The sequence below is a fragment of the Desulfomicrobium macestii genome (assembly GCF_014873765.1).
Classification (GTDB): domain Bacteria; phylum Desulfobacterota; class Desulfovibrionia; order Desulfovibrionales; family Desulfomicrobiaceae; genus Desulfomicrobium; species Desulfomicrobium macestii.
The window spans coordinates 1-26,226 of the sequence record NZ_JADBGG010000028.1; the positions used below are offsets into that span (position 1 = coordinate 1).

The window sequence follows — 26,226 nt, forward strand, 5'->3', positions numbered from 1 at the left end:
TTAGGGGTGCACACCAAGTGGCTCCATTAAGGGTGCCGATGAACTGGCTCCATTAGGGTGCCGACGTTTTGGCTTCATAGGGGTGCTGATCAACAAGCCATCCGCTCGGTTTCCAGCTTATCGGCGACATCGCCCGCGCCATGGGCGTCAGGATGCTGATCCACGGCCACCACCATGAGCGCTACAGCGCCACCCTGGATGGGGGGATTCACGTGGAAGGGATCGGAATGGCGAGGACAGCCGAAGGATTTTTCCGGATATGCCACGGCCTGGGAGACCAGTCATGATCCTTTTCGTCGGGGACGCTCACGGAGATTTCGAACCCATGCTGGAAGCCGCAGCATCAGCCACGGCAGTCATCCTTTTGGGAGACCAGGAACCGCTCGACGATCTGGCGTCCATCCTCGGCCCGGAGATCGCGGAAAAGACATGGTGGATATTTGGCAACCATGACAGCGACGATCCCGAATACCTGATGCACCACGCCGCCATGGCTGACAGAAACCTGCATTGCCGCGTGGTGGAGATTGATGGCCTGCGAATCGCCGGACTCGGCGGCGCCTTCCGGTCCAATATCCTGGGCGTTGACCAGCAAACGACCTTGAATGACCTGCCCATGGTCCGCCCCCAGGATACGCGCCAGAGCCTGGCGCTAATCCGCAAGGACAAGAAGCTCGCCCCGCATGATCACACGACCATCTTCCCTGAAGACCTTGCGCTGATGGCCCGCCTTGCCAGCAAGACCCGCATCGATGTCCTCGTGAGTCACGAAGCCCCGGAGTCCCATCGACTTGGCTATCGGATTCTGGGTGATGTGGCCCGCGCCCTCAAAGCCAGGATTCACGTTCACGGCCATCACCACGAGCGCTATGACGCCATGATTGATGGAGGCGTCCGAGTTGCCGGAGTGGGGATGTCGGGCATGATGATTGAATGGCTGCAGCCAAGGGATGGGCTCTTCTGGCTTTCGGCCTTTCCTGGCGGCAATGTGCTTGCAATGGGATACGACCCGAAAAAAAAAAGTACCAAGGCGAGTTCGTCGGCATGGAAGGGTGCAACGGTCTTACGGCGCCCGACCTGAATGCCTTGCAGGAAGCTGGCGCCTGCTTCTTGAAACGTTCATGAAGAAACCCAAGCGTAGATAACAGGAGAACACCCATGCGCACAATGGTCTATGACTTTTCCAAGGTGAGGCCTCCAAAGAATCCGATTGATCCCGAGGAAATGGCTACGCTCAGGCGGATACTGCGAAAGTATCCTTGGGACATCGAAGACGACCGTATCCGCCTTCACCCTGAGCTCAAGGTGACTACAGGTGAGCACCTGATCTTGCGCAAGTATCTGATGGCAAAGGGTTATCACGCCACCAAGGATGCGGTTGCAGATCTGGATGCCATGAACGCGGTTTCTGATTAAAGAGAGATACAACTTTCGCTTATATTCCTTCTCTCGTTTTTTTCATATAACGCTTCAAATCACTTTTATAGCCTGGATTTGAGCTCATTGCTCACACCTTAATGCCTAACTGATTACTATATTATTTACACTCTTGATTAAAAGATCACTCAATGATGTATCTTTGAAGTTTTTTTGCGCAACAATATATGCTTACAAATCTCACTCATTTTCTCGTGTATTGTTAAAGTAAACACACTCAATATCAAATTAATAACTGGTATCATTATTAGCATAAGTAACCATGTATGACATCTATAAAAATCATCTTCTTAAATTCCAAAAATACGCCGATGTATGACATCCATTCTTTCTTGACACATACAAATCTGTAGGGCTTACCTTCTTCAAGGTATTTTTCAATCAATTTTTTTTGCTGTCTGGTGACAAGGTCTTCCCAACAGGGTGGGACTATCCCATTTTTTTGATTGTAACAAAGTCAAGCTGATCTTGTATGTATGCATTCTCAAAAATCCAGGCCTGAATTAGTCAAATCCAATAACAAAAAATAATCATATAGTTAATTTATATTTATAGATAAGGATAAAAGAAATGACTGCTGTTGAATTTGACCTCTACACACTCATTCCGAATTTCAAATTGGCTGGATTATCGACTAATTCTCATGCAATAACTGCTAACTTTGTTATTGTAATGGCAATCATATCTGCGATTGGAGCGCTTTACGCTTTAAAAAGATTTTTAGAAGCGCGCTCAAAAATAATTTTTTATACGAATTTAGTAGATGGAATAAAAAAGGAAGAGCTTGCTGCAAAACGCGAAGAAATTCTCGAGAAAGCCAAGAAACATGGCAATGGCAACTTATGGCAGGAGTTTGACGAATCCCTCGTCTATTCTTCAGATGGAACAAAACTCTCAAATACATTGGATGCTGATCATTTTTTTAATGAAAGAACCTTAGCCCGTAGCCTAACAGGCAACCGTTTACTAGCTGCAGTTCCTGCCTTTCTTACGGCTTTAGGAGTACTTGGTACTTTTGCTGGCCTGCAACTTGGATTAGCCAGTCTGGAACTTACATCAGAGTCTGATGTCAATGTACTTAAAAGTGGCATATTTAGCATGATGAGCGGCGCGTCTACAGCGTTTGTCACTTCGGTGTGGGGCGTTTTACTGAGCCTTATTTTTAATTTTTACGAAAAATCACTCGAAAGGATCGTTCGAAAAAAAATTGCCGTACTCCAAGATCTTATCGACTTTCTTTATCCGCGCATCACCACTGAACAAACACTCATCCGCATTTCCGATTCAAGCAATATAACCAGTCGAACCATGCAAACTCTTGCCGAACAAATTGGCGACCGTTTGCAGCAATCCTTGATGCAGGCATCAGAATCCATTCGCATTGGGATGAATGAAAATTTGGCTGCGGTTCAGCAAAGCATGGCTGCAATTTCAGACAACATGCGAGAAGGGCTGGAAAAAGGGATGTATGAAATCCTCAAGCCTGCCGTTGATTCAATTTCTCAAAGTGCTCAAACAAGTAGCGGGCAAATGGTCGAAACGCTGGTCTCACAGTTCCTAGGTGGTGTTGATAAGGCTGGAGCAGTACAGCAAGAGGCGATGGAAAGCGCAGCAGACAAAGTGCAATCAGCAGTTGAAGGCATGGGCGCACAGATGAACGTTATCATGCAAGCCCTTGAAGCGCATGGCAGAGCTGCTCAGGAATCTTCACAGCAAGCCATCAGCAATATCACTCAAGCCATGCAAGACAGTCAGTCTGCTTTTGATGAACGCAGCAAAGCGCTTAATGATGAATTCAAACAGCAAATCTCAGCGGTATCCCAGGCCAGTTCAAATTCTGTCGAAGAAATGAAATCACTGCTGGCTCAAATTATAGATAAAAATTCGGAGCAACAACTGAATTCAGAGGCACGTTTCAACCAAGTCGTTCACACCATTGAATCCATGTTGCAAACAGTCTCGGAGAAATCACAGGAGATTGACGACCAGCGATTCCAGGCTATGGAACGCCAGTTATCTCATATTTCATCGGTAATGGATGCCAACATTTCTGGATTTAAGCAGGTTGTCTCCGATATTTCCGAAGTACAAGCCCAGCGAGACAGCAGCCGCCAAACAGAATTTTCGAATTCAGTCATGGAGATGCGTCAAAGCCAAGAAAGCCTATTGGAGAAGCTCAAGGGACTTTCATCCAGCTTTTCAACCGTGTCAGACAAAATTCACGCGCTGGCTGCTTCTCACGAACATTTGAGCAAAAATGTTCTGGGCGCTGCAGACAACCTGAATACCGCGTCTGTCAGCCTCGGCACTCTTGGGCTTAATATAAACAACGCCGCTGGCAAGATTGAGAACGGCGCGGCGCTCCTCGATAATAGCGCCAGAGAAACAGCTGGTGTAATCAAAGACTCGACTTTGCTGGCCAAGGAATGCTCCACCAACCTTCAAAAATCCCTTGCAACCATCGACCATATCGAAAGACAAATCTCCGATACTGCAAAAACCATGGGCGCGACTGTTAGCGCCAGCCGGGAAGGTTTTGACAAACTCAAAAGCGATCTCGAACTCTTTGCGTCCGAACTTCTGAAGACATCTGCTCAACATGCGACGTCTCTCGACACTTACCTTGAGCATATTGAAAAAAGAACTTTGAAACTTTTTGGTGATTTTGTCGGCGAGCTACGCACACATCAAAGCGCAATCACTGAAGACGTACAGGACAAATATACCGACTTCTCAAAAAATGTAGAACAGCTCATGCAGGCTTTTGGCCAGCAGACGCAAGCCCAGATCAACACCCGTCTCAACGAATGGAACGCTCGGACATCGGAATACACCAAGACCATGACCGACGCGGTCAAGGCTTTAGCGAGTGTTGTTGATGAAATTGAGGGCAAGGTAGGTAAAGCATGAGCTTGGGCAGATCGCGAAAATTTCAATCAGACATTGACGAAGAGAATCCCTATTGGTTGTCTTTTTCAGACATCATGTCAGGCCTGTTGATCATATTCGTCTTGGCCTCACTGGTGCTTGTCCTGGAGCTTTCCCAACGTAAGGCCCTGGTCGACGAAAAAATCCTGGAACGCACCAAGGCTGAAAAAGTCCGGCAGGAAGTTCTCGCTGAAATCAAAGAAGAGCTACGGCGCAAAGGCATTATGGTTGAAGTGAGCGACAATGACACCGTGCTACGAATACCCGACGATCAGTTGGCTTTTGAATCCAATGAATACCGGGTACCACCACAAGAAAATTACCAAGTTGCAGTCCTCGAAATAGGACGAGTTCTTTACACAGCAATCACAAAAGAAAACAGACTGGACCTGTTTGATACGATATTTATTGAAGGCCACACAGACAAACGGCCTTCTCCAAGAAATCTTGGCAACTGGGGGCTATCCACCTTCCGAGCGATATCAGTCTGGAATTACTGGAATGAAAATTTAGGGAATGAATTGCGCCTTGATCAACTCAAAAATCATCAAGGTTCACCTTTATTTTCTGTCAGCGGGTACGGAGAAACACGACCCGTTAATGAAATTCAGGAGACTGAAGACGACTACCGGCGAAACAGACGAATAGACCTCAGATTCACTGTAATCCATCCCAAACTCGACGATATCTTGTCTATATTGGATTAGCCATGGCATTTGGACGCTTGAAAATCAGCATGCTTGCACTTCGATGCATGGAATGGACAGAGAGTCACTTTTTAGAATTCTCAAAGTGCTCATCACGTCTTTCTGATATATCCAAAAAAGCAGGAACGACCTCTGAACTATTTGACATCTCAGTCAAAAAATTTCTCAGAATCGCCAACTCGGAGAGCATTGAAACACTGTACAAAGAAATAATTAAACCTGTGCATGTCCGAGCAGTGACTTACCTCCTCCTTAACAACAGCTCTTTCCGTAAAAAAGTACCGATCTCACAAAATCTACTTCGTGCCCTGGAAAGGCCTCTGGGCAGACTGAGCAATCTTGCCCTACTCTCTTTGATACGCCTTTGGTTTGAATATTTTGACAGACTTGGTTCAGAAGAAATCCTAAAACTCTTTGGGAAGTTTCTTAATGACCGATTAGAGAAGAAGGTCACAAATCCCAATTGTTCATCAGAGTTTCAAAATCTACATGAGTACGGCCCTGTCATATTCAAGAAAGATGGTCCGGCGCGACTCGTCGAGGCCATTTCGCCAGGCAACACATTGAATGATGTTTTTAACAAGCCAGGCTTGCAGGGTTACGAGTCAGGAAGATTTCAGACTATTTGCCGCATGCTGTACTATATCGATACGCTTGGAAAAATACCTGTCGGCACACATCATAGCGTACTCGATGAAGTCATCAAACGCGACGTTTTCGAAGCTTCCTACAAAGACAATCTGCTTATTGGACATAAAGTTCTCAGCATCATTATCGATCGTTCTCCAGAAGAAGATATTTCAGACTCTTGGCAAAATGTTCTTCTCTCAATCGCGGGAGATCCGCGCGTTCCGAAATCTAGTCCAAAATACCAGAAATGGTGGGCATTTCTCACACAAAAACAAATTTCAAAAGTCTGCGGATGGCTTTCAAAGGTAGATCTCAAACTCTTCTTGCAAGCGCTTGAAGAACACGGCGTCTCCAGTGGCAACACAGATCTTCAGCGCATGTTTCCTTCACGCAAGAAATTCCTCGAAGGCCTTATCAAGCAAGGCCTCGTTAAGCATTCAAGGCTTTTTATCGGCAGCAACGCAGATAAGTTTTTTAAATCTATTTATGGATACAAAGAGCTTCCCTCATACGCAAGAGTCTTAGATACCAATAGATCTATGATTTATCTTCACGTTGGAAACTGCCATATGATCGAAGGCAGCCATTCTTTCAAACTTTGGATTTTTACAAAAATCCCAGAGGATATTAAAATTCTTAATTATACAAAAAGAGAATTTACTGTTTCTGACCTTTCAACAGCCATTGTTTCTGAATGCTCTAACAAATTTTCAAACAATTTTAAATATACAAGCATAATTCATTCACCATCAAATTTTAATTGGCAGCACAAGGCAATTTCTTTTTTAAGGTCAGCTGGTGAAAATTTAGACTTAGAAGAAATTTTTACAAACAGCGAATATCGATTATATAAAAAAATGCATGGTGCATGATATGAAATTTTTTGAAACAATCAGTTTGATTTTAAAAAATGCAAAAAGTAAAAAGTCTTTTCAAATAAATGCAGACTCTTCTGGACTGAATTTTTTTGTATCAAAAGATGATTTTAAAAATCTACAGAAAGCTGATGGAGATGACTATCTCCTCTACCAGTTCATTCACTTGCAAATGCTCCTTGAACAAGGGCAAGCCTCTTCTTTGCCCAACGGTTTTAGCATTTCCACTGAACACGCAATACGATTGGGTGAAGAATTTAGAGCACTTTTCAAGCTCGACAAACGCTTTGAAGGAAAGTTTTCGATTTCCATCTCTGGAGAAACATTCAGTAGTTCATTCTCACTCAAAATAATCCCTACCCGACCTGACGGAAGGGAAATTCCAAATTTCAAGCTTAAAGGTGGGATGCTTCAGATCACTCCAGAAGAGTCCTACCTCCTCGACGAACCGACATGGTCCGCTTTTATGGCCGTCCAAGAACACACCGCCCTCCTGGCTGACCAGCGCACCGAGCACGTAAATCTGGCCACCATTCAAATTCTGCAACATGCCAAAGAGCATGGAGCAAAAATTGACTTGGCCCATTTTAACGACTTCCCCATCGATAAAGCCAACGCGGTGCAAGTTGCTGCCGAGGTTGCCGAAGATGGCTCATTGAGACTCGCGCCTACCTTCAATACCGGGCATTCTGCACAAGAGATTGCGTCAAGACTGGGACAAATTCGCGATGCGTCGAATGTCGCATCCCTTCGAATAGGCAAATCCATTGTCGTACTCGATGAACAGCGGCTACGCGGCGTTCGTGAGATTATCGAACACCACACCATCCCAAAACATCAGGTCCAGGAATTCCTGAAGTCACCTCAAGCATTCCTTGATGCATCCCTTGTCGATCTCGATACCGGATTTTCTTTGCGCGTTCGAGGTGCGGTTAAGTTTGTTCATATTCCCATTGGTGCAACCGACTCGAAGGGTGTGGACTGGTTCAATCTGAATAATCTCGTTGCTCCACCTGAAATCCTCAAAGGCATCATCAAGTCCAACGAAGACCTTGAACAATTCCGCAAATCCCTCGAAACCGCGCAAGGCCAGGGTGCGGATATAATCTTCTTTGATGGCCGGAATATCGACATTTCCGATGCACCTGAGATTGAACGTGTCCTGCAAGAAATTTTCGATGAAGGTTTCGCCTGCCCTGAGGATGTGGAGACAGTTGTTCCCGGCGAGCCTGAGGCAGAGACAGAACGTGCCACCATTGAAGTCGAACAACTTACTGCTTGCGATGTTCTGTCTATGGCTCAAAATTCGTGGCATTCAGAAGAATTGGATCTCTCCGTTTCGCCTCGCACACCGTTTTCTTATCAAGAACATGGCGTCCGCTGGGCCTTAGGCCTTGCGAAAGCATCGCAACACCCCCAAGGCAATGACCGTATCCAGGGAGCGCTGCTTGCCGATGACATGGGCTTGGGCAAAACATTCATGACCCTGATGACTATTGCCCAGTACGGACAGTGGCAGAAAGAAACCGGCAAGACAGTCAAGCCGACTCTCATCGTCGCGCCCCTCTCCCTGATTGAAACCTGGGAAGCCGAGGTCGAGAAATCCTTCCATGTCAGTCCATTCAGAGACCAGGTTGTTCTTTTGGGTGCCAGGGACTTAGGCAAATTCAAAGTGGATGGGGCGAAGCGAGAAACCCTGCAATCCTTTGATCAATGTGAAGTGCTCAGCGAGGATGCCATACGGTTTGCTTTGAAAGCGGGAAAGGATTTCGGGCTTCACCGCCTGGATATGCCTGGAAGGCTCGTCCTGTGTACTTAGTCGATCCTGAAAAACTCTAAAAACGGTCCGTCAAGCACAAGCCTGTACCGACCGAACATCTGGTCGAAAAACGTGCCCAAGCAATTTGAGGCACAAAAAATACAGTATCCGGATGAACTTCCGGAAGTTGAAGGCTGCACAGGCCATGAACAGGTTCACGGAATCGCCAATCCGGCCTTTGAGGTAGTTTCGAAGCATCCTGTGATCGTTCTTGAGATGGCCGATGATTGGCTCGATGGCGGCTCTGCGGCGAAAGCGTGCCCGAGCTTGGCGCTTCTCATGCTCAGTCTTGGGACCCTTGCCTGATTCTGGAATTTCGATGCGAGTTTCTCCGATCCTGCGCTTGCCTCGGTAGCCACGGTCGCAGATCGCCATGGTCGGCCTTTTGCCGACGATACTCTCGACCTGGCTCAGCACTGCGGGGAGAGTATGACCGTCGAAGGGGTTGTCCGGGAAGGACAGTGCGCCAACGATGATGCCGCTGATCTTGGTCACGGTCACGGATGCCTTGGCGCCGAACTCATATTTTTTGTGGGCCTTGCCTTTGCTGATGCAGGAAACATCTGGCTCATGGAGGCTGTAAATTTTGCCCGTGTCGGAACGCTGCTGGCGCTGAACACGGTCGTAGAGGTCAAGAGACTGCCGGTGAATCTCAAGCGCTTCCGGGGAAAGCTTCCGTCTCATATCGCGGATCAGGACACCGGCAATCGTGCGCAAACGCCGGACCGCCCGTTGGGCCTCCCCCTGTTTGCGGCCTTTTGACTTGAAACGAATGATCCGCAGCAGCTTCTTGACCTCGCGCTGGTAGCTGCGCCGGAGTTTGACGTCTTCCAGTTTGGCCATGATGTGGCACCGCGTCACGATCTTGGTCAGCAGCTTGGTGTCCGTGGGAAAGGTGATGTTCTTTTCCTGGACGGTGGAGTCCACGACAACTTCCTCTTCCTTGGCCTTGTCGCCATGGAGGTTCACGGAGACTTCAAAAATTTTGCGCACACCGTCTTCCCCGATCCGACGTCGAAAATAGGTCAACTCGGACGGATCACACGGCAGCTTCCAGGTGAAGCGTTGCTGGCCGCAGAAGGCCTGGAAATACGGATTCTGGACCCAGATATCGACGACGCGCTCATCGCTCAGGTTTTCAAGCTGTTTGAGGATGAGAAGCCCAACCATCAAACGGACGGGTTTGGCTGGGCGACCGGATGCGGCATAAAGCGGACGAAAGCTGTCCTCAAAAACCTGCCATGGGATGGCCTTGGCCAATCCCAGAAGGTGGTGTCGAGGATCGAGTTGATCGATCAGGTCTGGGCAGAGGAAGCTGCGCTGACGGTCCGATTTTTTGGGCTGCATCGTTGGTAACCTCGGAGTGATTTCGACCAGAAAAAATGCATTTTCACTGCATCACTGGTTATTTGAAATACATTATCTCCGATTAAATTTCAATTAATTTCAGCATATTGTCATATTTTCAGGGCTGACTACTTACCAGACTTTGCGCGACTATCAATTTTCCTTATCTCGCATTGATTGGGGTATTGTGGCTTTTGACGAAGCTCAGAACATCAAAAACCCGAACACTCTACAAACTCGGGCCGCCAAGGCGCTCAAAGCCGATTTCAAACTTTTGGCCACAGGCACGCCTGTCGAAAACAGTCTCACAGACTTCTGGTGCCTCATGGATACTGCCCAACCCGGACTGCTCGGCACTTGGGCCACATTCCGAGACTCGTACATTACTCCCATAAACCAGGCATCTGAGGATGAACAAGACCAAGTGCGTTTGGAGATCGGCAAAAAACTACGCGATGATGTTGGGCCGTTCATGCTCCGGCGCCTGAAGTCGGAAGAATTGGACGGATTACCTGTAAAACGAATTTTCACAGGCGTCATGATCGAAAACAAAGACGGCTGGCAATTTGACCCCCTGCTCTCCTCGACCATGCAGGGAAAACAGTTAAGCTCCTACGACAACATCCTAAAGGACTTTTATGTGCTAAAGGAATCAGGACAAGCGGGTAGCAAAGCCCTGACAGCTCTTGCACAGCTTCGGGCAATATCGCTGCACCCGGCGCTCATGAACGGTGACGGGAATCCGGTGCAAAATCCCCATGAGTCCGCAAAAATAACCTGCGTGTTCAATACGATTCAAGCGATAAAAAACAGGAATGAAAAGGTCATCATCTTTGCGATAACCAAAAAACTCCAATCCATGCTGAAAATATGGATTCAAAAGCAATTTGGAATTGATGCAGGGATAATCAACGGCGACACAAAAGCAGTCTCTTCATCCAGCGGAGCTGAAACGAGAAAAGGCCTCATTGAAAAATTCGAAGCCAAGGAAGGCTTTAATGTGATCATCATGTCCCCTGTCGCCGCCGGCGTCGGATTGACAGTAGTAGGAGCTAACAATGTGATTCATCTGGAAAGGCATTGGAATCCGGCAAAAGAAGCACAGGCTACAGATAGAGTTTACCGAATTGGAGCAACCCGTGATGTCAATATATACATCCCAGCTCTTCATCATCCAGAGCATATTTCATTTGACGTGCTTTTGAACAAACTGCTTATGAATAAAATTGCGGTGAGCGATGCTGTTGTAACGCCACAAGCTGTAACTGAAATGGAAATGACGAGAATTTTTGAGTAGATTCCAGAATCGTCTGACAAACTTAAATCCGTTACATTTTTTATAACAAACAGAAGCGATGTCTTACATCCTAAAATTCTTGACACTTTCGCCCAGCTGAGGCTTATCAAAGTGGCTGCAACAAAATGTGCAGTTTATTTCAGGCGCTCATGTACCAGGAGGATGAGGAGGAAATGGCTCAGGTCTTTGGATCAGCGGGAAAAAGTGCTTTTTCCATGGGCGACACGCGGTATCAGGACTTGCTTTCACGCATCGCCCTGCCCATGCTTTCGCTACTGCTGCTGATACCTGTCGGGTATTATCTGCTGACCCGTGGCCATTTTTTCTGGGGTGTCGGGGTCGCTTTCTTCTATGTCGTCTCCATCAAATCGCTTGAAGAGGCCGGGCTCAAACTCAAAAAGCGCATCTCCCACGCCGACACAGGTGCCAAGGCCGAACAAGCCGTCGCCGAAGCCTTGCAAGAACTCCCAGACGATTACTACGTCTTCCATGACCTCGAATTCCCCGGTTTCAACATCGACCATGTTGTCCTCGGCCCCAACGGCATCTTCCTGGTGGAGACCAAAAGCCAGAAGGGAAACATCACCCAGGAAAACGACGTTCTGCTGAGAAACGGGCGCAAATTCTTCAAGAATTTTTTGAATCAATGCTGGAGCCAGACCTACTCGCTCCGGGATCATCTGGGCGCGGAGAGACTTGGCGGACAGACGATCATGCCTATTCTTTGCTTCTCTCGAGGATTTGTGCAAATTCGTGGGCTGGTGAGAGGCGTTGAGGTGCTGAATATCCGCTTCTTACGGCCGTATATCCTCTCGCAGCGCGGGAGTCTTCCGACCCAGGCAAGAGATCAAATCATTCCCCTGCTGGCCGCAGCGTTGTCCAACCCGGCTGCACAACCCAGCCCAAGGGTCCCTCAATCCAAGACCGGCGGCATTGTCTGTCCGAAATGCTTTCATGAGCGCACACAAAACGATGATCTGCACTTTAGCGCGGGCGAATGCCCAAAATGCGGCGTCATCTACGCCCGCGCTCAATCGGATACGCCTGACACGCCCCCGACTACCCAAACCACAAGCACCAAGGATCTCCCCCCAATAGTAATCGCCTTGCTGCCATTTCTGCCGAAGCGATTCCCCTTCACTCTGCTTGCAGCCGTTGCCATGGCAAAAGGTAAACCGACAACACCCAATTTTTTTTGGAATATCCTGGCGCTCAAATTAGCAGCTTGCGCACTGGCCGCCCTCCTCTTGATCGGTGCCTACAAAACCATGCAGGCCACCGTGACCAGCATTTTCAATCCACCGCAAACGCAAACCATGCAGACCCCTGAAAAGCCTATCCCAAATGAGCAGCATCCAATTCAAGCCGTAGCATTTCCACTGACGCACGCGGTATCGTCGGACAATTCGGCAAGGGCGATCACTTTCGTCTTTGAGGAAGATCAAGGACAGAATGTGATACTGCTTTTCTTCGACAACAAGGCCAAGACCCTCGCCTTGCGGGCCTGCGTCCGCGCATACGAAAAGTTGACCACGACACTCCCACGAGTCGACTTGGGCTACGTCATTGTCACCGGCCAGGTCTGGCAGGGGTATGAAGACTTATTCGGCCCAGCATCAGAAGCGAAGAAAGCCCTTATTACCTTGAGTTCTCAGACCAAAGCGGGCAACGTCACGTCCATTCGAGCGACGTCGAGCATGTTCGTTCAGAAGGGAGTCCAAAGCCCCCTTCCTGAAACGAAAGCGTGGGTCAGAGCGGCCGTCAAGAATGCTGGTGGGTACATGAAAATGTAAGTCAGTCAAAATTCTATTCAAATTAAAAATATATAATAAGATTTATTTCACTATTAAAGTATCAATACAATCGCAGGCACTTTTCCCAATGAATAAAAATTTTTCAACAATCGGATACGGATTCCTTCTGGAAGAGACTCTCATGCTGCTCGACGCCGCATTGGAGAGCAATGATGCGCAAGCTGTGCGTGGCTCATGTATCCAACGTTGGCCTCAGAAGTCCGAGTCTAACAAGGAAAAACTGTGGCAACACAAGAAATATCGCTTCCTGGAAATCGAGAACAACTCGATCAAAAACACTTCGTTCCTGAAGATGTTTCGAAAGATTCGCAGCAATGATGAAGCGGTTCAGGATCTGGTTTTTTTCCAGCTATGCATAACAACCCCTATTCTTTTTGAAACCCTTTCACTTTTGGTTACAGACAGCTTTCTGAATACCGGCGAGGCCGTTTTCTCTCGCTATCACCTCGACCAGCTCCTGGAACGTAAGTACGAGCGCATGCCTCAGTCAACTCGAGATCGAGTGCGGTCGATCCTCGTTAAGGCAGGACGCCTGAAGCTTTCGAAATCCAATTACTCGGTGACCACGTCCTGCCCGACCGAGGCCGTTTTGGGCTACGCGCTCTATCACGACGCATCAAAAAACGGTTGGCGGGCACCCTCGACAGCCACGGTCATCAACGAAGGGACCATAGCTCCCATCTTCATGTGCAACCGCGCTTTGCTGATTGCCGGGGTCAACAAACTCGCAACCAAGGGACATTGTGAATATCACCGGCACGGAAGCACGGATCAAGTTCAACTGATTCATCAATCGCTGGAGGAGTATGTCGATGCCTGGAGATAACAAAACGACTCCAGTTCAGGCCAAGGCGCTCAATGAGCTTATAGGATTGGTCGGCGAAAGCCACGTTGGCGGGCGGACTCTTTGCTGCCTGATAGGCGGTCAAGGTTCCGGAAAAACATGGCTTGCGGAACACATGGCATCGCTGGGCGATTTCGGGCAGGCCCGATATGTGAGCGTGAATGACATCATTCTCGACCTGCTGGCCAAAGATCCCATGTTTGCCGAAGTGTTTGAATTCAATGCTACGACCATCACGGCGGATCTTAAACGCTACGGGAACAGACTTCGGAAGGCGGTTCACGACCATGTAGCCGAACAGCTATTACCAGCGGGACTGACCACCCTCGATCACTTGGAACTGGTTTTCGCGCTCGGCATGGACCCCATGACCACTTGGTACAACGATGCCGTGGGAAAAAGAAGAATTTTACTGGTGCTGACAGGACAAATGGCTGGTCAGCTTTGCCGCTGCGGGCAGTACACCCTGACTCGCGGAGATCAACCAATTGTGGAACTGGAGGCCTGATATGCCACTCATGAAGGATATGTTTGATTTCACGCCCGTCAGTAGCTGGGTGGAAAACTTCAACGAGTCGACTCACGATTCCGCCAGCCGGACGCGGATTTTCGAAAGCTTCGTCATGCTGCCCGAGGTTGAGGAGTCGGCCCGAATTATCCTGGACCGAATTCACCGTAAGCAAGGTCGCGGCTTCTTCATCACCGGTCTATACGGTTCAGGTAAGACCATCTTCATGGCATGGCTATCCGCCATTCTGACCGAACCGACGCTGCGCAAACAGTTCCTCGATACCAAGCCCGAATGGGGCATGGATGCGCTCGCACCACGAAAATTCCTCACGATCAACTTTACCGCCATTGAAGTGCCTGACGAGACCCTCGAGCAGGCTTTCTGGAACTCTGTTACTGACCACTTGCGCCACCTCTCGCCGCCAGTAACGGCGACTCTGTCCAACACCGACGCCTATCTGGATACCTTTTTCAATCACACCGCCAGCGGCACCCGCAGCGATGTGGAGAACTGGATTCGTGACAACCGGAGTCTCTCCGTCGTTCAGCTTCGCACCTATGACAAGGAATACCAGAAGACCATCATTGAGCAGGCTGTTGCCGCTCTGAACATTCAACTTGTCCAGGACCGCACTACGGTCACGGAGAAGGTCAAGAAGCTAGTCGAGATTGCCAGAGAGCGCGGATACGAGGGCGTCCAAGTCTTTATTGACGAGTTGTATCTTCACCTAATTCAGAGCGACGAACACTTCAACCGGGGCACTGCATTCCTTGGACAACTGGCCGAGGCAGGACTGGCCGGGGATCAACCGTTCTGGATTTTCGGCGCGGTTCAGGAAGAAATTCAGGCCATCGCTCGCCAAGCCGGGCGCAATTACGATACAGAGTTGATGGGCAAGCTTTCCGGGCAATCCGGCCGCTTCCAATCCATTAACATCCCGGTTACGCAATTTCATCGCATTTACAACCACCGGCTATTCCGTGAAAACTCCAAATGCGTTCACAAGCTCGCCGATGCCTTCAAGGCTGAAATCCAGCCTCATTTCCGGGGGGCTTTTGCCGACTTTCTGAAGCGTTACTTCCGCGAACGCGAACCCATCACCGACGAGGCAAAACACTTTGCCGACGTTTATCCTATGCATCCCTTCGGGCTGTACTGCCTCACCGCGATCACCAATCGGGGCGGCAGATCCCGTGGCGCACTGGGATTTGTCCAGGAGTTCATTGAAAGACGCCTGCAGGATACCAGCGACTGGAAACGAATCGCGGTGCTCGACGACGTGTTCGACTACGAGGATCTGCGCAACAAGATCATCCAAGATGATCCCGAGATGGCCAAGTATTACGGGATGTTCGAGCGATTCTGCAGCACGGCCAGGGACGAAGTCCTATCCCGCGTGCCCTACAAACGCTGGTCGGACGCCGATCAGGCTGCCGCCAAGGTAGCGAGCGAGCGTCTGATCAAAGCCTTGATCGTCCTCTCCATGGTCAAGGAAGAACTCACCGTTTCCAAGCTGAATGACGCGCTTTTGCTGCGATGGCCCGGCAAGGAAAGTGACCCCGCTGGAAGCGATCAGGAAACGGCCCGAATCCTGGAAAAGATTGCCCAAACATTTCCGCCCCTTCGTCAGAAAGGCAGCGGGGAGAATCTGAGCTTTTTCCTCTCTGTTGAAGGTGACGGGGGCGAACGCGAAGAGCTGTTGGTTGAAGTCGAGCGGGTCAAGAATGGCTTCGCACCGGATATTCAGCTTGAGAGCGCCTACCGCTCCCATCTTGAACTGTTCCTCCGCTTCCCGGGCAGTCCGCTGGGCGGCACTATTCCGCCACAACACGGCTTCTCGACCCAGGTGGATGTGGAATGGCAGCGAACTCGCCGCTCCCTAGACTATCGGCTTGAGCCTGTCACGGCGCTGACCAACTATAATGCTGTCATCGGTTTTGTTAAAGACGTGCCCGCCACCAAGGCGTTACACTTGGCTGTGCTCTACCCGTCAGCCTCGCCGCTCGATGTCGAGATGGATGCAGTCCGTCATGGCAACGGACGGACCCTCGTATGGCTACCGGCCACATTGCCAGCCCAGGATATCGATGAGCTCAAGCGTAGCATGGCTTTGGTCAAGCTCTTTGGCGACTACCAGTCCCAGGTTAACGCGGGCGGTGCTTCGCAATCCGTCCGGCGCAAGCTGGAGCTGCTGGGCGAATGGATTGACCTTCCCGCCGGAACCAAATCGGCCCAGCCTGCCCGCAAGTCCACGGAGATTTTGCTCGAGTCCTTTGTGAACGGCGAAATCCGCCAGTGGAACACCAAGGACCAAGCCTGGGAAATCCTCTGTGAACCCGCAGAACTGCTCTCCCTCTACCAGAACATTCCGCAGAGTGAACGCTCTCTGGAGCGGCTCCTGGAAAAGGTCGCGACCAAGGCTTTAGCCAAGGTTTTCCACTTCCATCCGGATTTCCGGGAGGCCTATTCCTTTAGCGCGGATTTGAGCAACCAGATGCGGAAACGCATCCTCGAAGCCATATGGAAAGGCCGAGTGACCGATGGGGATGGGACTGCCAAGGCCGATCTTGAAAAGCACCTTGCACCGCTTGGCCTACTTAACACCAGCGTGCCCGGAGAGGTCTCGGTAACGCTGGCGGCCAGCAGCGTGGAAGCCTTCAAAAAGGCGAAGGAGCGGATTCGGGACAATATCCGCAAGGCAAACCCGCCTGCAACCAGCATCGCGGAAACCCGCAAACGGCTGAAAACCACGGATCTGGGATTGACCGACACCTGGGTGGATATCCTGATCACGCTGCTCATCAGCACCGGGGAGATCAGCGGCTTCACCATTCACGGCAAGACGGTCTCTCAGGATGATCGCACCATTGGCAGCCCGGTTGACTGGCTCCAGGAGCTGGATGAACTCCGTCCCGGGACGCGTCCGGATGAAACCCTGTGGCACGACCTGACCGAGTCGCTTCACGCCCTTGGCCTCTGGAAAGAAGGCACCGGTTACAGCCCGGCAGCCGCCGAGCGCCTCCTTGACCTCTTGAAAGAGACGGAAACCAGTGCCCGGCACGAGTTCCGCCAGGCCGAACAGGCAATGCAAACTTGGCCCGGAGCCTCGGTTCCCGACCCCATTTCCGAATGGGCCGACATCTTTGCGCTGCCCGAGGATGGTAGAGAAAGCCGGGCTGCCTGTTATGCCTCGGTGCGTGGTGCCCTGCGCGACATGCTGGGGCTTGCCGAGGACGACGATATCGAGGCGGCCAATCGTTACACCTGTGTTGAAGAATTCGCTCACCGCGTGCGGGAAGCCCGCGATTTCCTGGATCGCATTTCCGAACTGGCGAGTCTTACCGGCAAACTTCGTGAGCTCAAAGCGCTGGGCGTCCCTTCCACCATTGAAAAGCCATGTCAAGAGCTGCTCGACAGCATCGAGTCCTACGTCAAATCCGCAGGCGCGTCCGGGGAAATGAGCCGTATTACCGCCGAATGGAAGGATCTGCACGAGCTCTATCTCAACCAGTACCTGAGTGAACACGCGGGCCTGCACAATGATCTGAAAGCCCTCCGTGATGCCGTGCTCGGCAGCCCAAGCTATCAGGTGCTGAAGGACCTCTCACAGGTGGAAGGGCTCAGCGCCCATTTTAGCCCGGCCTTTATCGAAGCTCAACTGACCGACCTGTTGACCCAGGTCGGCGTGCAGCAGGTTTGCGAACAAAGCCTGGATGACGTGAAGAGCGACCTGTCCCACGGCTGGGTGTGTGCCGTCTGTGGCTATAAACCCGGCAAGCGTCTGGAACTCAAGCCGGACCATTTCCTGGGGTTGGTTGATCGCGGCACCAAGGAATACCTGGATCATGTGCGGGGCTGCGAAGCCGAGCTCCGGGATTACGTCAGCGACACGCCCGCCGCAAATCCTTTGCTGGGGTTGCTCAGCGATCCCGCAGAGCAAAGCGCTCTCGATGCGCTGCAAGACGCCACCATGCGCGAGCACCTGACGGAGGCCCTGGCTGAGGCGGAAGCCGTGAAGGTGAATGTTGATGAATTGCTGGATAAATTGAAGCCGAAGCTGCTTGGATTCTATAAAACGGGCGAAGAGGATTTTAACAGAAAATTCGCCGACGCTGTGCGGGAGGAATTGGCCCCTTATCGAACGAAAGCTTCTGACAAGCCTTGGAAGGTGGAATAAGAAAATGTTTGTAATTTCAAATGTACCAAGTGTTTTTCTTACGAAACCAGCGGTTGAGGACTCTCGTCTAGATTTTGACTATAGCAACCCGGAATATCGGAATACTTTTCCACCCAACCTCATGCTTAAAAGGTTAGAAAAATACCTGGAGGATGTAAGTTACGGTACTTCAGAAAAGTGCCATGATTCTATTCAGGAAGATGATGTTGCTGTTCTGAGGATGAATAATATTTTCGATGCTCGCCTCAAACTCGACGATTTAGTTTATGTTGATCGGCAAGTGATAGGGGAAAATATGTTACAGCCAAATGACATAGTAATTAATCGAACTAACAGCAAAGAGTTAGTTGGAAAATGTGCGCTGTATGAAGGGAAAATAGAAGCATCATACGCCTCATATTTGATTAGACTAAGGGTAGATGAAGGAAAGATATATCCAGCATTTTTGGTGCTGTATTTGTCATCAAAGCACGGGCGCAATGAAATAAATAAGCGTAGTTGTGGGACTGCTAACCAGTACAACATATCAATTGGGCATATTAAATCTTTTGTCCTCCCTGAGCTGCAAAAGAACGATCAAGAAAAGATAGTAAGTCGTTACAAATCCGTTGAGCAATGCAAGCTAAGATTCTTCACTTTTAGAAATAATGCTCTTCATTCCCTATCAGAAAGAACAAGCCAAAATATCGATTCTATTTTTGCTTCCGAGATAAGTGTTAAGAGTTTTGTGTCAAAGAGAAACAATATCGTTTTTCTGCGAAATCATCTCGATGCAGATCGCCTCGACGTGACAGCGAATCATCCTGACTACACAAAGCTTGTCGACCAGATACGAGCAAGTTCAGACACGGGCCATCTGTCCGATTTGGTTGATGAGTCAGAGGAACGGTTCAATCCTGACGATCATTTAGGCGAAGAAGTCCGCTATCTCGCGATTGGCGACATTGATGGAATTACGGCGAGAATCATCGAACCACAGAAAATGTTAGCGGAGGAATTGCCCTCACGCGCCAGACGTTTAATTCATGCTGGCGACATCCTGGTTGGGATTGCAGGTGCATCTACTGGCACAGAAAATATGGTGGTATTTCCTGTTACGCGTGAGCAGGAAGGCTGGATCGCGACGACTGGATTTTTGGTGCTACGTCCGAGAGACGGGGTTGATATTCATTATGTCTGCTCATTGCTAAAAGCTCCCTTCGTTCTTCGGCAAATCAGGGCATTACTAACAAGTCCCGCAATGCCAACGATCAGCGACACTGATTTTATGCAACTAGCCGTCCCGGTTACGAATTCAGATGCTCGCGAAACAACCTTGATTGAGATAAACAGGGTTTTAAATGAAGGGAGGCAGCTAACCATTCAGTTGGAACAGATATCCGAACAGATCGAGCAACTACTATCTGAAGCGAAATCAAACATCTTCGATTTGCTCGATGATGACAAGTTTTCGGCTATTTCTGCTAGGGCTATGGGCATAGGAAACGCCATGGGGAAGATTGAGGAGGCGCTGCAATGACCGCCATGGAACAAGCTCTGGCTGGCATGTGGCGCGGCCGTGAAAAGCAGAGGTTGCCCTATCTGCTGGTCAATGACGTGCGCGGCTATTTTGCCGAAGCGCCCACCGAACTGCTGGTCGATGGCCAAGCCATTCCCGTGCATGTCTGCGCCAATGAGTTTGGATTGCGTCGTCATACCGAACCCGAGCGTCGGCAACCGAATCCACCCGCTCGTATCATCATCTCGCGTCAACAGCTTCAGCCGGATCATCTGCCGGACTTGCAGGCCCGCTCCAGCGTGTCGCCCCGCACGGTAACGGGTTGCGACATAGCCAAGGCGCTTGGCGTGCAGAATCCCCGGGCCTTGCTTGACCGGCTTCCCATCCCCGCATTCTGGAACCTGGCCCCGTACCTGCCACAGCTCGGCGCTTACAGTCTGGAACGCGTGGTGCTCGCCTCGCTGCTGAACGATCCCAGCGTGTTGTCTGCAGGCTGGGAGCCGGATCGCATTCTCGACAAGCTCTGGTACGAGAATGCGCTGGCACGGGTACGCGAGGTGCTGGGCTCGGTCGATGCGGATGAACGCCGGGCGCTGGAGCGGGAATTCCTGGACGTGGTTCACACCTGGCTCGATGGGCCTCGTTTCGCCTTGGTCGAGGCCGCCGTGTTGGAAAGTGATCCACCGCCGGTGCTGCCGATCTGCCTGCTCGCCTCCATTCTGGACGGCTGGAAGATGCTTACGCCGGAACGGATGCGTACCTTCCTCGATGGCAGCGAACTGGGCGACCTGTTTGTTGACGTGCTCAAGGACGGGCAAAGCCTGCATGGTCTTGCCGACTGGGGCCGCCGCATCACCCTCAAAGACGATACGCCCTGCAAACAGGCGCTGCACTACCTGCAGCACGAAGTCTTTCCGAAGCACCCCAGTGCCCTCACCGAGTCCCTTGCGACAGTGGTCAAGGGTGTGGGCGGCAAAGGCTCGGAGCGCCTGCTGAATCAGCTTATCCAGGTGCTGGAAGCCGATGGTGGCATCCTTGCCCAGGGTCTGGCAGTCACCCTGCACGCGTTGCTCGATGTGGTTGTCAACGGCGAGCGGGCCGACACGCTTCCGCTTGAAAAGGCTCCCTGCAAGCTGACCGATGCGTTGGAAACACCGGATGCCCCGGAATGGGAAGAACTCCTGGAAGCCCTGCGCCGACATCAGGCTCGCGAGCAGTACGAGGACCACGTATCGCTGCTGGAAGCGATGGTCACGATTCACCGACTTACGGACAAGGCCGAGGCGGCGGTTAAGAATCTCGCCAGCCTGGATTGGAAGGCTTGGATGACGCTGGTGGATTCGGTGTATCTACCGCTCTCCACGATGGCGCTGGAGGCGGAACGGCGGTCTAGCCAGTTGCCGGAAAAGGTCAATGTCTTTCGTATCACCCAGCGGGCGAAAAAGGCATGCGACTCTATTCGCATCGCCTGGGCGGATTTCTATGTGCAGCCGAGCCGTGGACTGCCGAAGTGGTTGAACGAACGCAAGTTCGCAGCAGGCACCTGCAGACCTTGGCTGAATAGCGATGTCATGGAATCTGCGGTCAAACCACTGCTGCAGGATTCCGAGATCAAGCAGGTTTATCTGCTGGTCTTTGACGGGATGAGCGTGGCCAACTGGACTTTGCTGCGTGACCGCTTCCTGATGATGCCGGGGCGTGAGCTGTTTCGCCCTTACCAGTCGCTGGGGCCTGAGTTCCGCGCCTGCACTTATCTACCCAGCATTACCGAATATTGCCGACAGGCCATTTTTGCCGGAGCGCCTCCGGCGGAGTTCCGGAGCTGGCCGAATTGGAAAAGTGAACCCCATCTGCTCGAGCGTTGCCTGGACAACCTGGGGCTTTCGTCTTCCTCCTGGTGGGATCGGGACAAGAACTACCTCTGCTACAACGAGAAGGACGCCAACGCCGACACCCTCAACAGGAAAATGCGCGACCTGGTGGATGCCCCCGGACGCCTCAAGGCGGTGGTGTTCAACCTCCAGGATCGACTTCTGCAGAAGGGCATGTCGAGTCTCCAGGAGATCATGCTGGCCTATGTGAAGGAGGTGGCGCTGCCCCACCTGCGAAGGATCGCCGCCCAGGACAAGACGGCCGTTGTCATCACGGCCGACCACGGCTTCACCTGGTACAACACTCAATACGTCATTGACGATTTGAAATCGGACAGCGGACCCGGACGGGATGTCTTCATCCATAACCGCTGCCTGGAATACAAGGCCTCCAACCGCACCACCGTTGGCCCTACGGATGTAAAACGGATCGAGCCGGTTGCCGACTACGGCCTTCCAGCAAGCCTAAATGCCGTTGAGCTGCCCTTGGGGCACGACAGCTATGGCTGGCCTGGAGCCAAGCAGACATCGGCAGGCAACCCCTACAAGGTTCAGGGCAACGACCATGGTGGATTGACCCCGGAAGAAACAGTCATCCCGGTTGCGGTGTACATAACACGAGGAGCGAAATAACAGATGGCAACTCTTGATCAATTTAAAGAATTTTTAATCTCTGACCTGAAATTCAAAGCCCACCAGATCAATGATGGTGATGGTTCTGGCGTTGCCACAACGGTTCAAGGGCTGGACGAGAAAGCAGCGTTTCTGGTGTCAACCAGCGTCGGCAATTGCTATGCCGCCTTCAAGCATGAAGGCTCAGCAACGCTGAGTGAATCCGAGGCCAACCGGTACAAAGCTCTCAGCATTCTCATGCCATTAGGTCAAAAAAATGAACAAGTCGACTGTACCCCTGCAGCATATTGCGTGATAGAGGTTGCCGGGCACCTCCGCCTTTTCTACATAGAAAAAGGAAACGAGATTCATGATGAAATGTCAGCTTGGCCCGATATTCGTGAAGCAGAAGATACCGTTCGAGAATACACTCCTGAGATCATAAAAAGTCTGCAGCAGTGGGCGCAGAAAACACTCCATACGGAAAACAGCCTCTCCCGCTTCGTGCAGCTCATGAAAGGCTGCTGGCAGGACATTTGGGACATCGAGAACAAGCGCAATGACTGGATCTTCGACGAGTTCACGCGCCTCCTGTTTATAAAACTCAATGAAGACGCAAAACCCAGCGGTAGTTTTACCACTGCCAAGCTGAAATCGTATTGCGAGCAAAACAAACACATGGGCGACAAGGCCGCCCAGAACTTCATCAATAACCTGTTCGATGACCTGAAGGGACACCACCCCGAAGTCTTTACTGACGAGAACGAGCGAGTACTCAGCAAGGCGGCAACCGTTGAGCGGGTCATTGCACGTCTTGAAGGGATCAACCTGAAAGACACCCAGGGCGATGTGCTTGGCCGTGCCTTCGAAATCATGCTGTCCGATACCTTCAAGGGTAAAGACCTCGGTCAATTCTTTACGCCACGAGAAATCGTCGCTTTCATGCTGGATCTTGCTCGCGACAATCCAGACGGCCCAGCCTTGGACATCGGAAAGGGGGAACGCTTTCTGGATGCCTGTGCAGGGTCAGGTGGTTTTCTGATCGCTACTTACGAGGACGTGTACAAGCACGCACTCGGGGGCGGCGTGGAGCCACGCAAGAAAGATCAGCTCCTAAAGCGCCTCGGCCAGGAAACCTTCTTCGCGTGCGAGATTGAAGAGAAGGCGGCTCGCCTTGGAAAACTGAACATGATCGTTCACGCCGTCAACGCGCAGAACGCTCAGTGGCTTCACCAGAACTACCTCTACAACGAGGAATACGGTGGCTTGAAACCGTCAATTGAATACGAGGTCGACTTCGGCGACGGCAAGAAGAAGCGCCGCATAGGACCAGACAGCATCGACCTCGTGCTGACCAATCCGCCATTCGGCAAGTCCGTCAAGACCGAGGGTATTCTGCTGGATTATCAATTCGGGCATGAGGTCAAGGTCTTCAAGTCCAAGGGCCGTCCACCGGAGAAGCGACCGAAAAACAGTCAGGACAGCGAGGTCCTCTTCATTGAGCACTATCTTCGGGTGTTGAAGCCGGGCGGCAAGCTGCTCATTGTTCTTCCCGACGGTGTGTTGTCTAACGCCACCGCGAAACCCGTTCGGGATCATATGCGTGAGCATGCCATCATCAAAACTGTGATTTCTCTGCCAAGCGAAACCTTTGCATCAACCGGAACCTCCATTCCGACCAATGTGGTGTATCTGCAGAAGAAGCGTCCGGGAGATGTTCAGGGCGATATCTTCATGGCACGGGCTGATTACGTCGGCCGCCGGGCCAATGGCGACCCGCTCAAGGAAAACGACCTCCCGTTCATCCTTGAAAAATTCCGTGAATGGCAAACAGGAACGCTTGAACTCCCGGAGGAGGATAACGCGTGAGCGAGCTTTATATCGGAAAACATCTCGATCCCAATGGGATGCCGGGAGAGCTGTACCGCCATAAGCTGAGTGACCTGATCACTCACACCTTTATTTGTGGGGGCTCAGGCTCCGGTAAAACGGTAATGGGCAAAGCCATCATTGAGGAAGCAGCCCTCAAAGGGGTCCCCTCGATTATCGTGGATCTCAAGGGCGACTTGTCTTCCTTGGCGCTTGCTTTCGGAGAACTGGCAGCCCCGGCCGTTGCGCCATGGGTCGAGGTTGAAGACAAATCTACGCTTGGTCGCGCCGCCTTGGCTGAAGCCAACACCTTCCGGAAACGGTTATGGGATTGGGGGCTTGCCGAAACCAACGTGCGGGAGTTTTCCAACCAGGTAGCCGTTGAAATTTTCACCCCCCGCAGCGAACTCGGCCGCCGGGTATCCATTCCGCTCATTTCTTCCCCGCCGCCGGACATCAATAAGCTATTTGACGAGGACCCGGATACGGCTTCGGTCATGGTGACCAGCATGGCGGAAGCGCTGGTGCGCCGGGTGATTCCCTCGGGACAGCGGGACCGGGAAACGGATTTTGTTACCGCTCTCATCGAGCACGCCTGGCGCACGGGCGTTGATCTGACTGGCGAGGCAGGTCTTGGGGAATTGGTCTCCATGATTCTGGAACCGCCCTTTGCCACCATTGGTGTGCTGGGAATCGATGACCATATTCCCGAGAACCGGCGTCAAAAGCTTGCACAGGCGGTAAACGGACAGCTCGTCGGCGCGGCCGCCAACTGGGTTCGGGGCGAAGAGATGAGCATCGAGAAGCTGGTGGGAGCCAACCGTGTCGACGGCAAGACCCAAATCAGCGTTATCAGCCTAGCTCACATCACCGACTTTGAGGATCAGAGCTTCGTTGTTGCCCAAGTTGCCTTTGCAATCAACGCCTGGATGCGTAAGCTAGGTAGCGCTCCCGGTGGAAACAGACCGCGCCTGTTGTTCTTCCTGGATGAGATCGGCGGTGGCGGTGGAAAGACCGCTTTCTATCCCACCTACCCCTATACATCCACCTGCAAACCCGCATTGAATATTCTGGTCAAGCAAGGACGTGCCTTTGGTGTCGGTTGCATCCTCGCGACGCAAAACCCCGGGGACATTGACTATAAAGGCCTTTCGAACTGCGCCACCTGGATCGTTGGCAAACTGCAGACAAAAAGAGATCGGGACAAGGTTCGTGAGGGTTTGACCGACGCGGAATTTTCACCTTCCGATCTTGCCAAGAAAATAGCTCGCCCCAAGACCGGCGAGTTCATGCTCCTGAACAAGGAAGGCGACGTCCATTTCATTAAGGAACGCTGGCTCCTGACCTATCATTGCACGCTGAGCCCAGAGCAACTTCGCCGCTATAAAGCCAAGGGGTTGACCCCCTATGAAGGCTCACTGAACACAGACATTGCCTTCGAGGATTTCGAGGAGACCATCAAGTCCGACGGTCAGGAAGAAATCCAATCGCTTTGGAATGATGCCAAGGACGCTATCGGGCAAGCCTGCAACCTGCTCGAAAAGATTCTCGATCACGACATCACTTCCGAGAAAGCACGACTTTGGATATCCATCCTGCGTGACCCGGATGGATTCAATCGCCGCCTTCAGGAAGCCCAAAGGCAGCTTACCGAGTATGCCGAAGCGGCTCCCCTACCCAAGGGTAGCAACGGCCAAGAACCCAGCGCCCTGATGACGTTGCTCTCTGAAAAGAAGAGCGCGAACCAAGGCCCGTCGTTAAACGATACACGGATGGTGACGAGTCCTGCTTCTGCACAGCCACTGGGCGATAGCGTACTTGTGCAGGATGATGGCAGCGTTAACTACAAGGGACGAACGTTCCAGCTTTACCGGAGATACGCTGGCAAATCTGTGGCTTTCATTGAGGAAGATGGCGAACTGAAATTTTCTATCGAAGGCAAAGTTCTCTCGAAGAGCTTCAAGCTGTAGAAAAAATGGAGGCTGACATG

At 51.3% G+C, this 26,226-nt stretch carries 17 protein-coding genes; 15 read left to right on the forward strand and 2 right to left on the reverse strand.

Annotated features, from left to right (window positions below):
• Positions 1-89: 89 nt before the first annotated feature.
• Positions 90-212: a hypothetical protein gene (locus H4684_RS21030; protein ID WP_264080964.1), complete on the reverse strand. Its 123-nt coding sequence runs from the start codon at positions 210-212 to the stop codon at positions 90-92.
• Between the two features lie 71 nt (positions 213-283).
• Between H4684_RS21030 and H4684_RS15675 the strand changes: the two genes are divergently transcribed.
• The 6 genes from H4684_RS15675 (at position 284) to H4684_RS15700 (ending at position 8,396) form a co-directional block, all read left to right on the forward strand.
• Entirely contained in the window at positions 284-1,081 is a 798-nt protein-coding gene (locus H4684_RS15675; RefSeq protein WP_264080965.1) for a metallophosphoesterase family protein, read from the forward strand.
• Between the two features lie 77 nt (positions 1,082-1,158).
• Positions 1,159-1,416 (forward strand): hypothetical protein, encoded by a 258-nt coding sequence (locus H4684_RS15680; protein ID WP_192624477.1) that lies wholly within the window; start codon positions 1,159-1,161, stop codon positions 1,414-1,416.
• Between the two features lie 591 nt (positions 1,417-2,007).
• Entirely contained in the window at positions 2,008-4,347 is a 2,340-nt protein-coding gene (gene zorA, locus H4684_RS15685; protein WP_192624478.1) for an anti-phage ZorAB system protein ZorA, read from the forward strand.
• Entirely contained in the window at positions 4,344-5,072 is a 729-nt protein-coding gene (locus H4684_RS15690; protein ID WP_192624479.1) for an OmpA/MotB family protein, read from the forward strand. The genes zorA and H4684_RS15690 overlap by 4 nt, the downstream gene beginning before the upstream one ends.
• 2 nt (positions 5,073-5,074) lie before the next feature.
• On the forward strand, positions 5,075-6,574 hold the full coding sequence (locus H4684_RS15695) for an EH signature domain-containing protein (RefSeq protein WP_192624480.1): 1,500 nt from the start codon (positions 5,075-5,077) through the stop codon (positions 6,572-6,574).
• Position 6,575: 1 nt separating this feature from the next.
• Positions 6,576-8,396, forward strand: a complete 1,821-nt coding sequence (locus H4684_RS15700; RefSeq protein ID WP_192624481.1) for an SNF2-related protein — start codon at positions 6,576-6,578, stop codon at positions 8,394-8,396.
• Between the two features lie 30 nt (positions 8,397-8,426).
• Here the strand turns inward: H4684_RS15700 and H4684_RS15705 are convergent, their stop codons facing one another.
• On the reverse strand, positions 8,427-9,743 hold the full coding sequence (locus tag H4684_RS15705) for an IS5 family transposase (protein ID WP_092194713.1): 1,317 nt from the start codon (positions 9,741-9,743) through the stop codon (positions 8,427-8,429).
• Positions 9,744-9,867: 124 nt separating this feature from the next.
• Here H4684_RS15705 and H4684_RS15710 point away from each other — a divergent pair, with 124 nt between their 5' ends.
• The 9 genes from H4684_RS15710 to H4684_RS15750 all read left to right on the forward strand — a co-directional run bounded on the left by H4684_RS15710 (position 9,868) and on the right by H4684_RS15750 (position 26,206).
• Entirely contained in the window at positions 9,868-11,040 is a 1,173-nt protein-coding gene (locus H4684_RS15710; protein ID WP_225940489.1) for a DEAD/DEAH box helicase, read from the forward strand.
• A gap of 173 nt (positions 11,041-11,213) precedes the next feature.
• Entirely contained in the window at positions 11,214-12,833 is a 1,620-nt protein-coding gene (locus H4684_RS15715) for a nuclease-related domain-containing protein (RefSeq protein ID WP_192624482.1), read from the forward strand.
• A gap of 142 nt (positions 12,834-12,975) precedes the next feature.
• Complete coding sequence (locus H4684_RS15720; RefSeq protein WP_192624483.1) at positions 12,976-13,680, forward strand: hypothetical protein; 705 nt, start codon at positions 12,976-12,978, stop codon at positions 13,678-13,680.
• Positions 13,667-14,206, forward strand: coding sequence for an ATP-binding protein (locus tag H4684_RS15725; protein WP_192624484.1), 540 nt, complete (start codon positions 13,667-13,669; stop codon positions 14,204-14,206). Before H4684_RS15720 ends, H4684_RS15725 begins: the two co-directional genes overlap by 14 nt.
• Before the next feature lies 1 nt (position 14,207).
• The gene (locus H4684_RS15730) at positions 14,208-18,386 is read left to right on the forward strand and encodes a hypothetical protein (protein WP_192624485.1); all 4,179 of its coding nucleotides are present in this window, start codon (positions 14,208-14,210) and stop codon (positions 18,384-18,386) included.
• A 4-nt stretch (positions 18,387-18,390) separates the two neighbouring features.
• Positions 18,391-19,905, forward strand: coding sequence for a restriction endonuclease subunit S domain-containing protein (locus H4684_RS15735; RefSeq protein WP_192624486.1), 1,515 nt, complete (start codon positions 18,391-18,393; stop codon positions 19,903-19,905).
• Complete coding sequence (locus H4684_RS15740; RefSeq protein ID WP_192624487.1) at positions 19,902-22,388, forward strand: alkaline phosphatase family protein; 2,487 nt, start codon at positions 19,902-19,904, stop codon at positions 22,386-22,388. Before H4684_RS15735 ends, H4684_RS15740 begins: the two co-directional genes overlap by 4 nt.
• A gap of 3 nt (positions 22,389-22,391) precedes the next feature.
• Positions 22,392-24,236: an HsdM family class I SAM-dependent methyltransferase gene (locus H4684_RS15745; protein WP_192624488.1), complete on the forward strand. Its 1,845-nt coding sequence runs from the start codon at positions 22,392-22,394 to the stop codon at positions 24,234-24,236.
• Positions 24,233-26,206, forward strand: a complete 1,974-nt coding sequence (locus tag H4684_RS15750; protein ID WP_192624489.1) for an ATP-binding protein — start codon at positions 24,233-24,235, stop codon at positions 26,204-26,206. Before H4684_RS15745 ends, H4684_RS15750 begins: the two co-directional genes overlap by 4 nt.
• Positions 26,207-26,226: the final 20 nt, after the last annotated feature.

What these genes read in the sequence shown, in the direction of transcription:
- H4684_RS15740 (WP_192624487.1), top strand. Translation starts at nt 19,902, where the DNA reads ATGACCGCCATGGAACAAGCTCTGGCTGGCATGTGGCGCGGCCGTGAA.
- H4684_RS15715 (WP_192624482.1), top strand. Translation starts at nt 11,214, where the DNA reads ATGGCTCAGGTCTTTGGATCAGCGGGAAAAAGTGCTTTTTCCATGGGC.
- H4684_RS15690 (WP_192624479.1), top strand. Translation starts at nt 4,344, where the DNA reads ATGAGCTTGGGCAGATCGCGAAAATTTCAATCAGACATTGACGAAGAG.
- H4684_RS15705 (WP_092194713.1), bottom strand. Translation starts at nt 9,743, where the DNA reads ATGCAGCCCAAAAAATCGGACCGTCAGCGCAGCTTCCTCTGCCCAGAC.
- H4684_RS15725 (WP_192624484.1), top strand. Translation starts at nt 13,667, where the DNA reads ATGCCTGGAGATAACAAAACGACTCCAGTTCAGGCCAAGGCGCTCAAT.
- H4684_RS15730 (WP_192624485.1), top strand. Translation starts at nt 14,208, where the DNA reads ATGCCACTCATGAAGGATATGTTTGATTTCACGCCCGTCAGTAGCTGG.
- H4684_RS15675 (WP_264080965.1), top strand. Translation starts at nt 284, where the DNA reads ATGATCCTTTTCGTCGGGGACGCTCACGGAGATTTCGAACCCATGCTG.
- H4684_RS15680 (WP_192624477.1), top strand. Translation starts at nt 1,159, where the DNA reads ATGCGCACAATGGTCTATGACTTTTCCAAGGTGAGGCCTCCAAAGAAT.
- H4684_RS15745 (WP_192624488.1), top strand. Translation starts at nt 22,392, where the DNA reads ATGGCAACTCTTGATCAATTTAAAGAATTTTTAATCTCTGACCTGAAA.
- H4684_RS15695 (WP_192624480.1), top strand. Translation starts at nt 5,075, where the DNA reads ATGGCATTTGGACGCTTGAAAATCAGCATGCTTGCACTTCGATGCATG.
- H4684_RS15735 (WP_192624486.1), top strand. Translation starts at nt 18,391, where the DNA reads ATGTTTGTAATTTCAAATGTACCAAGTGTTTTTCTTACGAAACCAGCG.
- H4684_RS15720 (WP_192624483.1), top strand. Translation starts at nt 12,976, where the DNA reads ATGCTGCTCGACGCCGCATTGGAGAGCAATGATGCGCAAGCTGTGCGT.
- H4684_RS15700 (WP_192624481.1), top strand. Translation starts at nt 6,576, where the DNA reads ATGAAATTTTTTGAAACAATCAGTTTGATTTTAAAAAATGCAAAAAGT.
- zorA (WP_192624478.1), top strand. Translation starts at nt 2,008, where the DNA reads ATGACTGCTGTTGAATTTGACCTCTACACACTCATTCCGAATTTCAAA.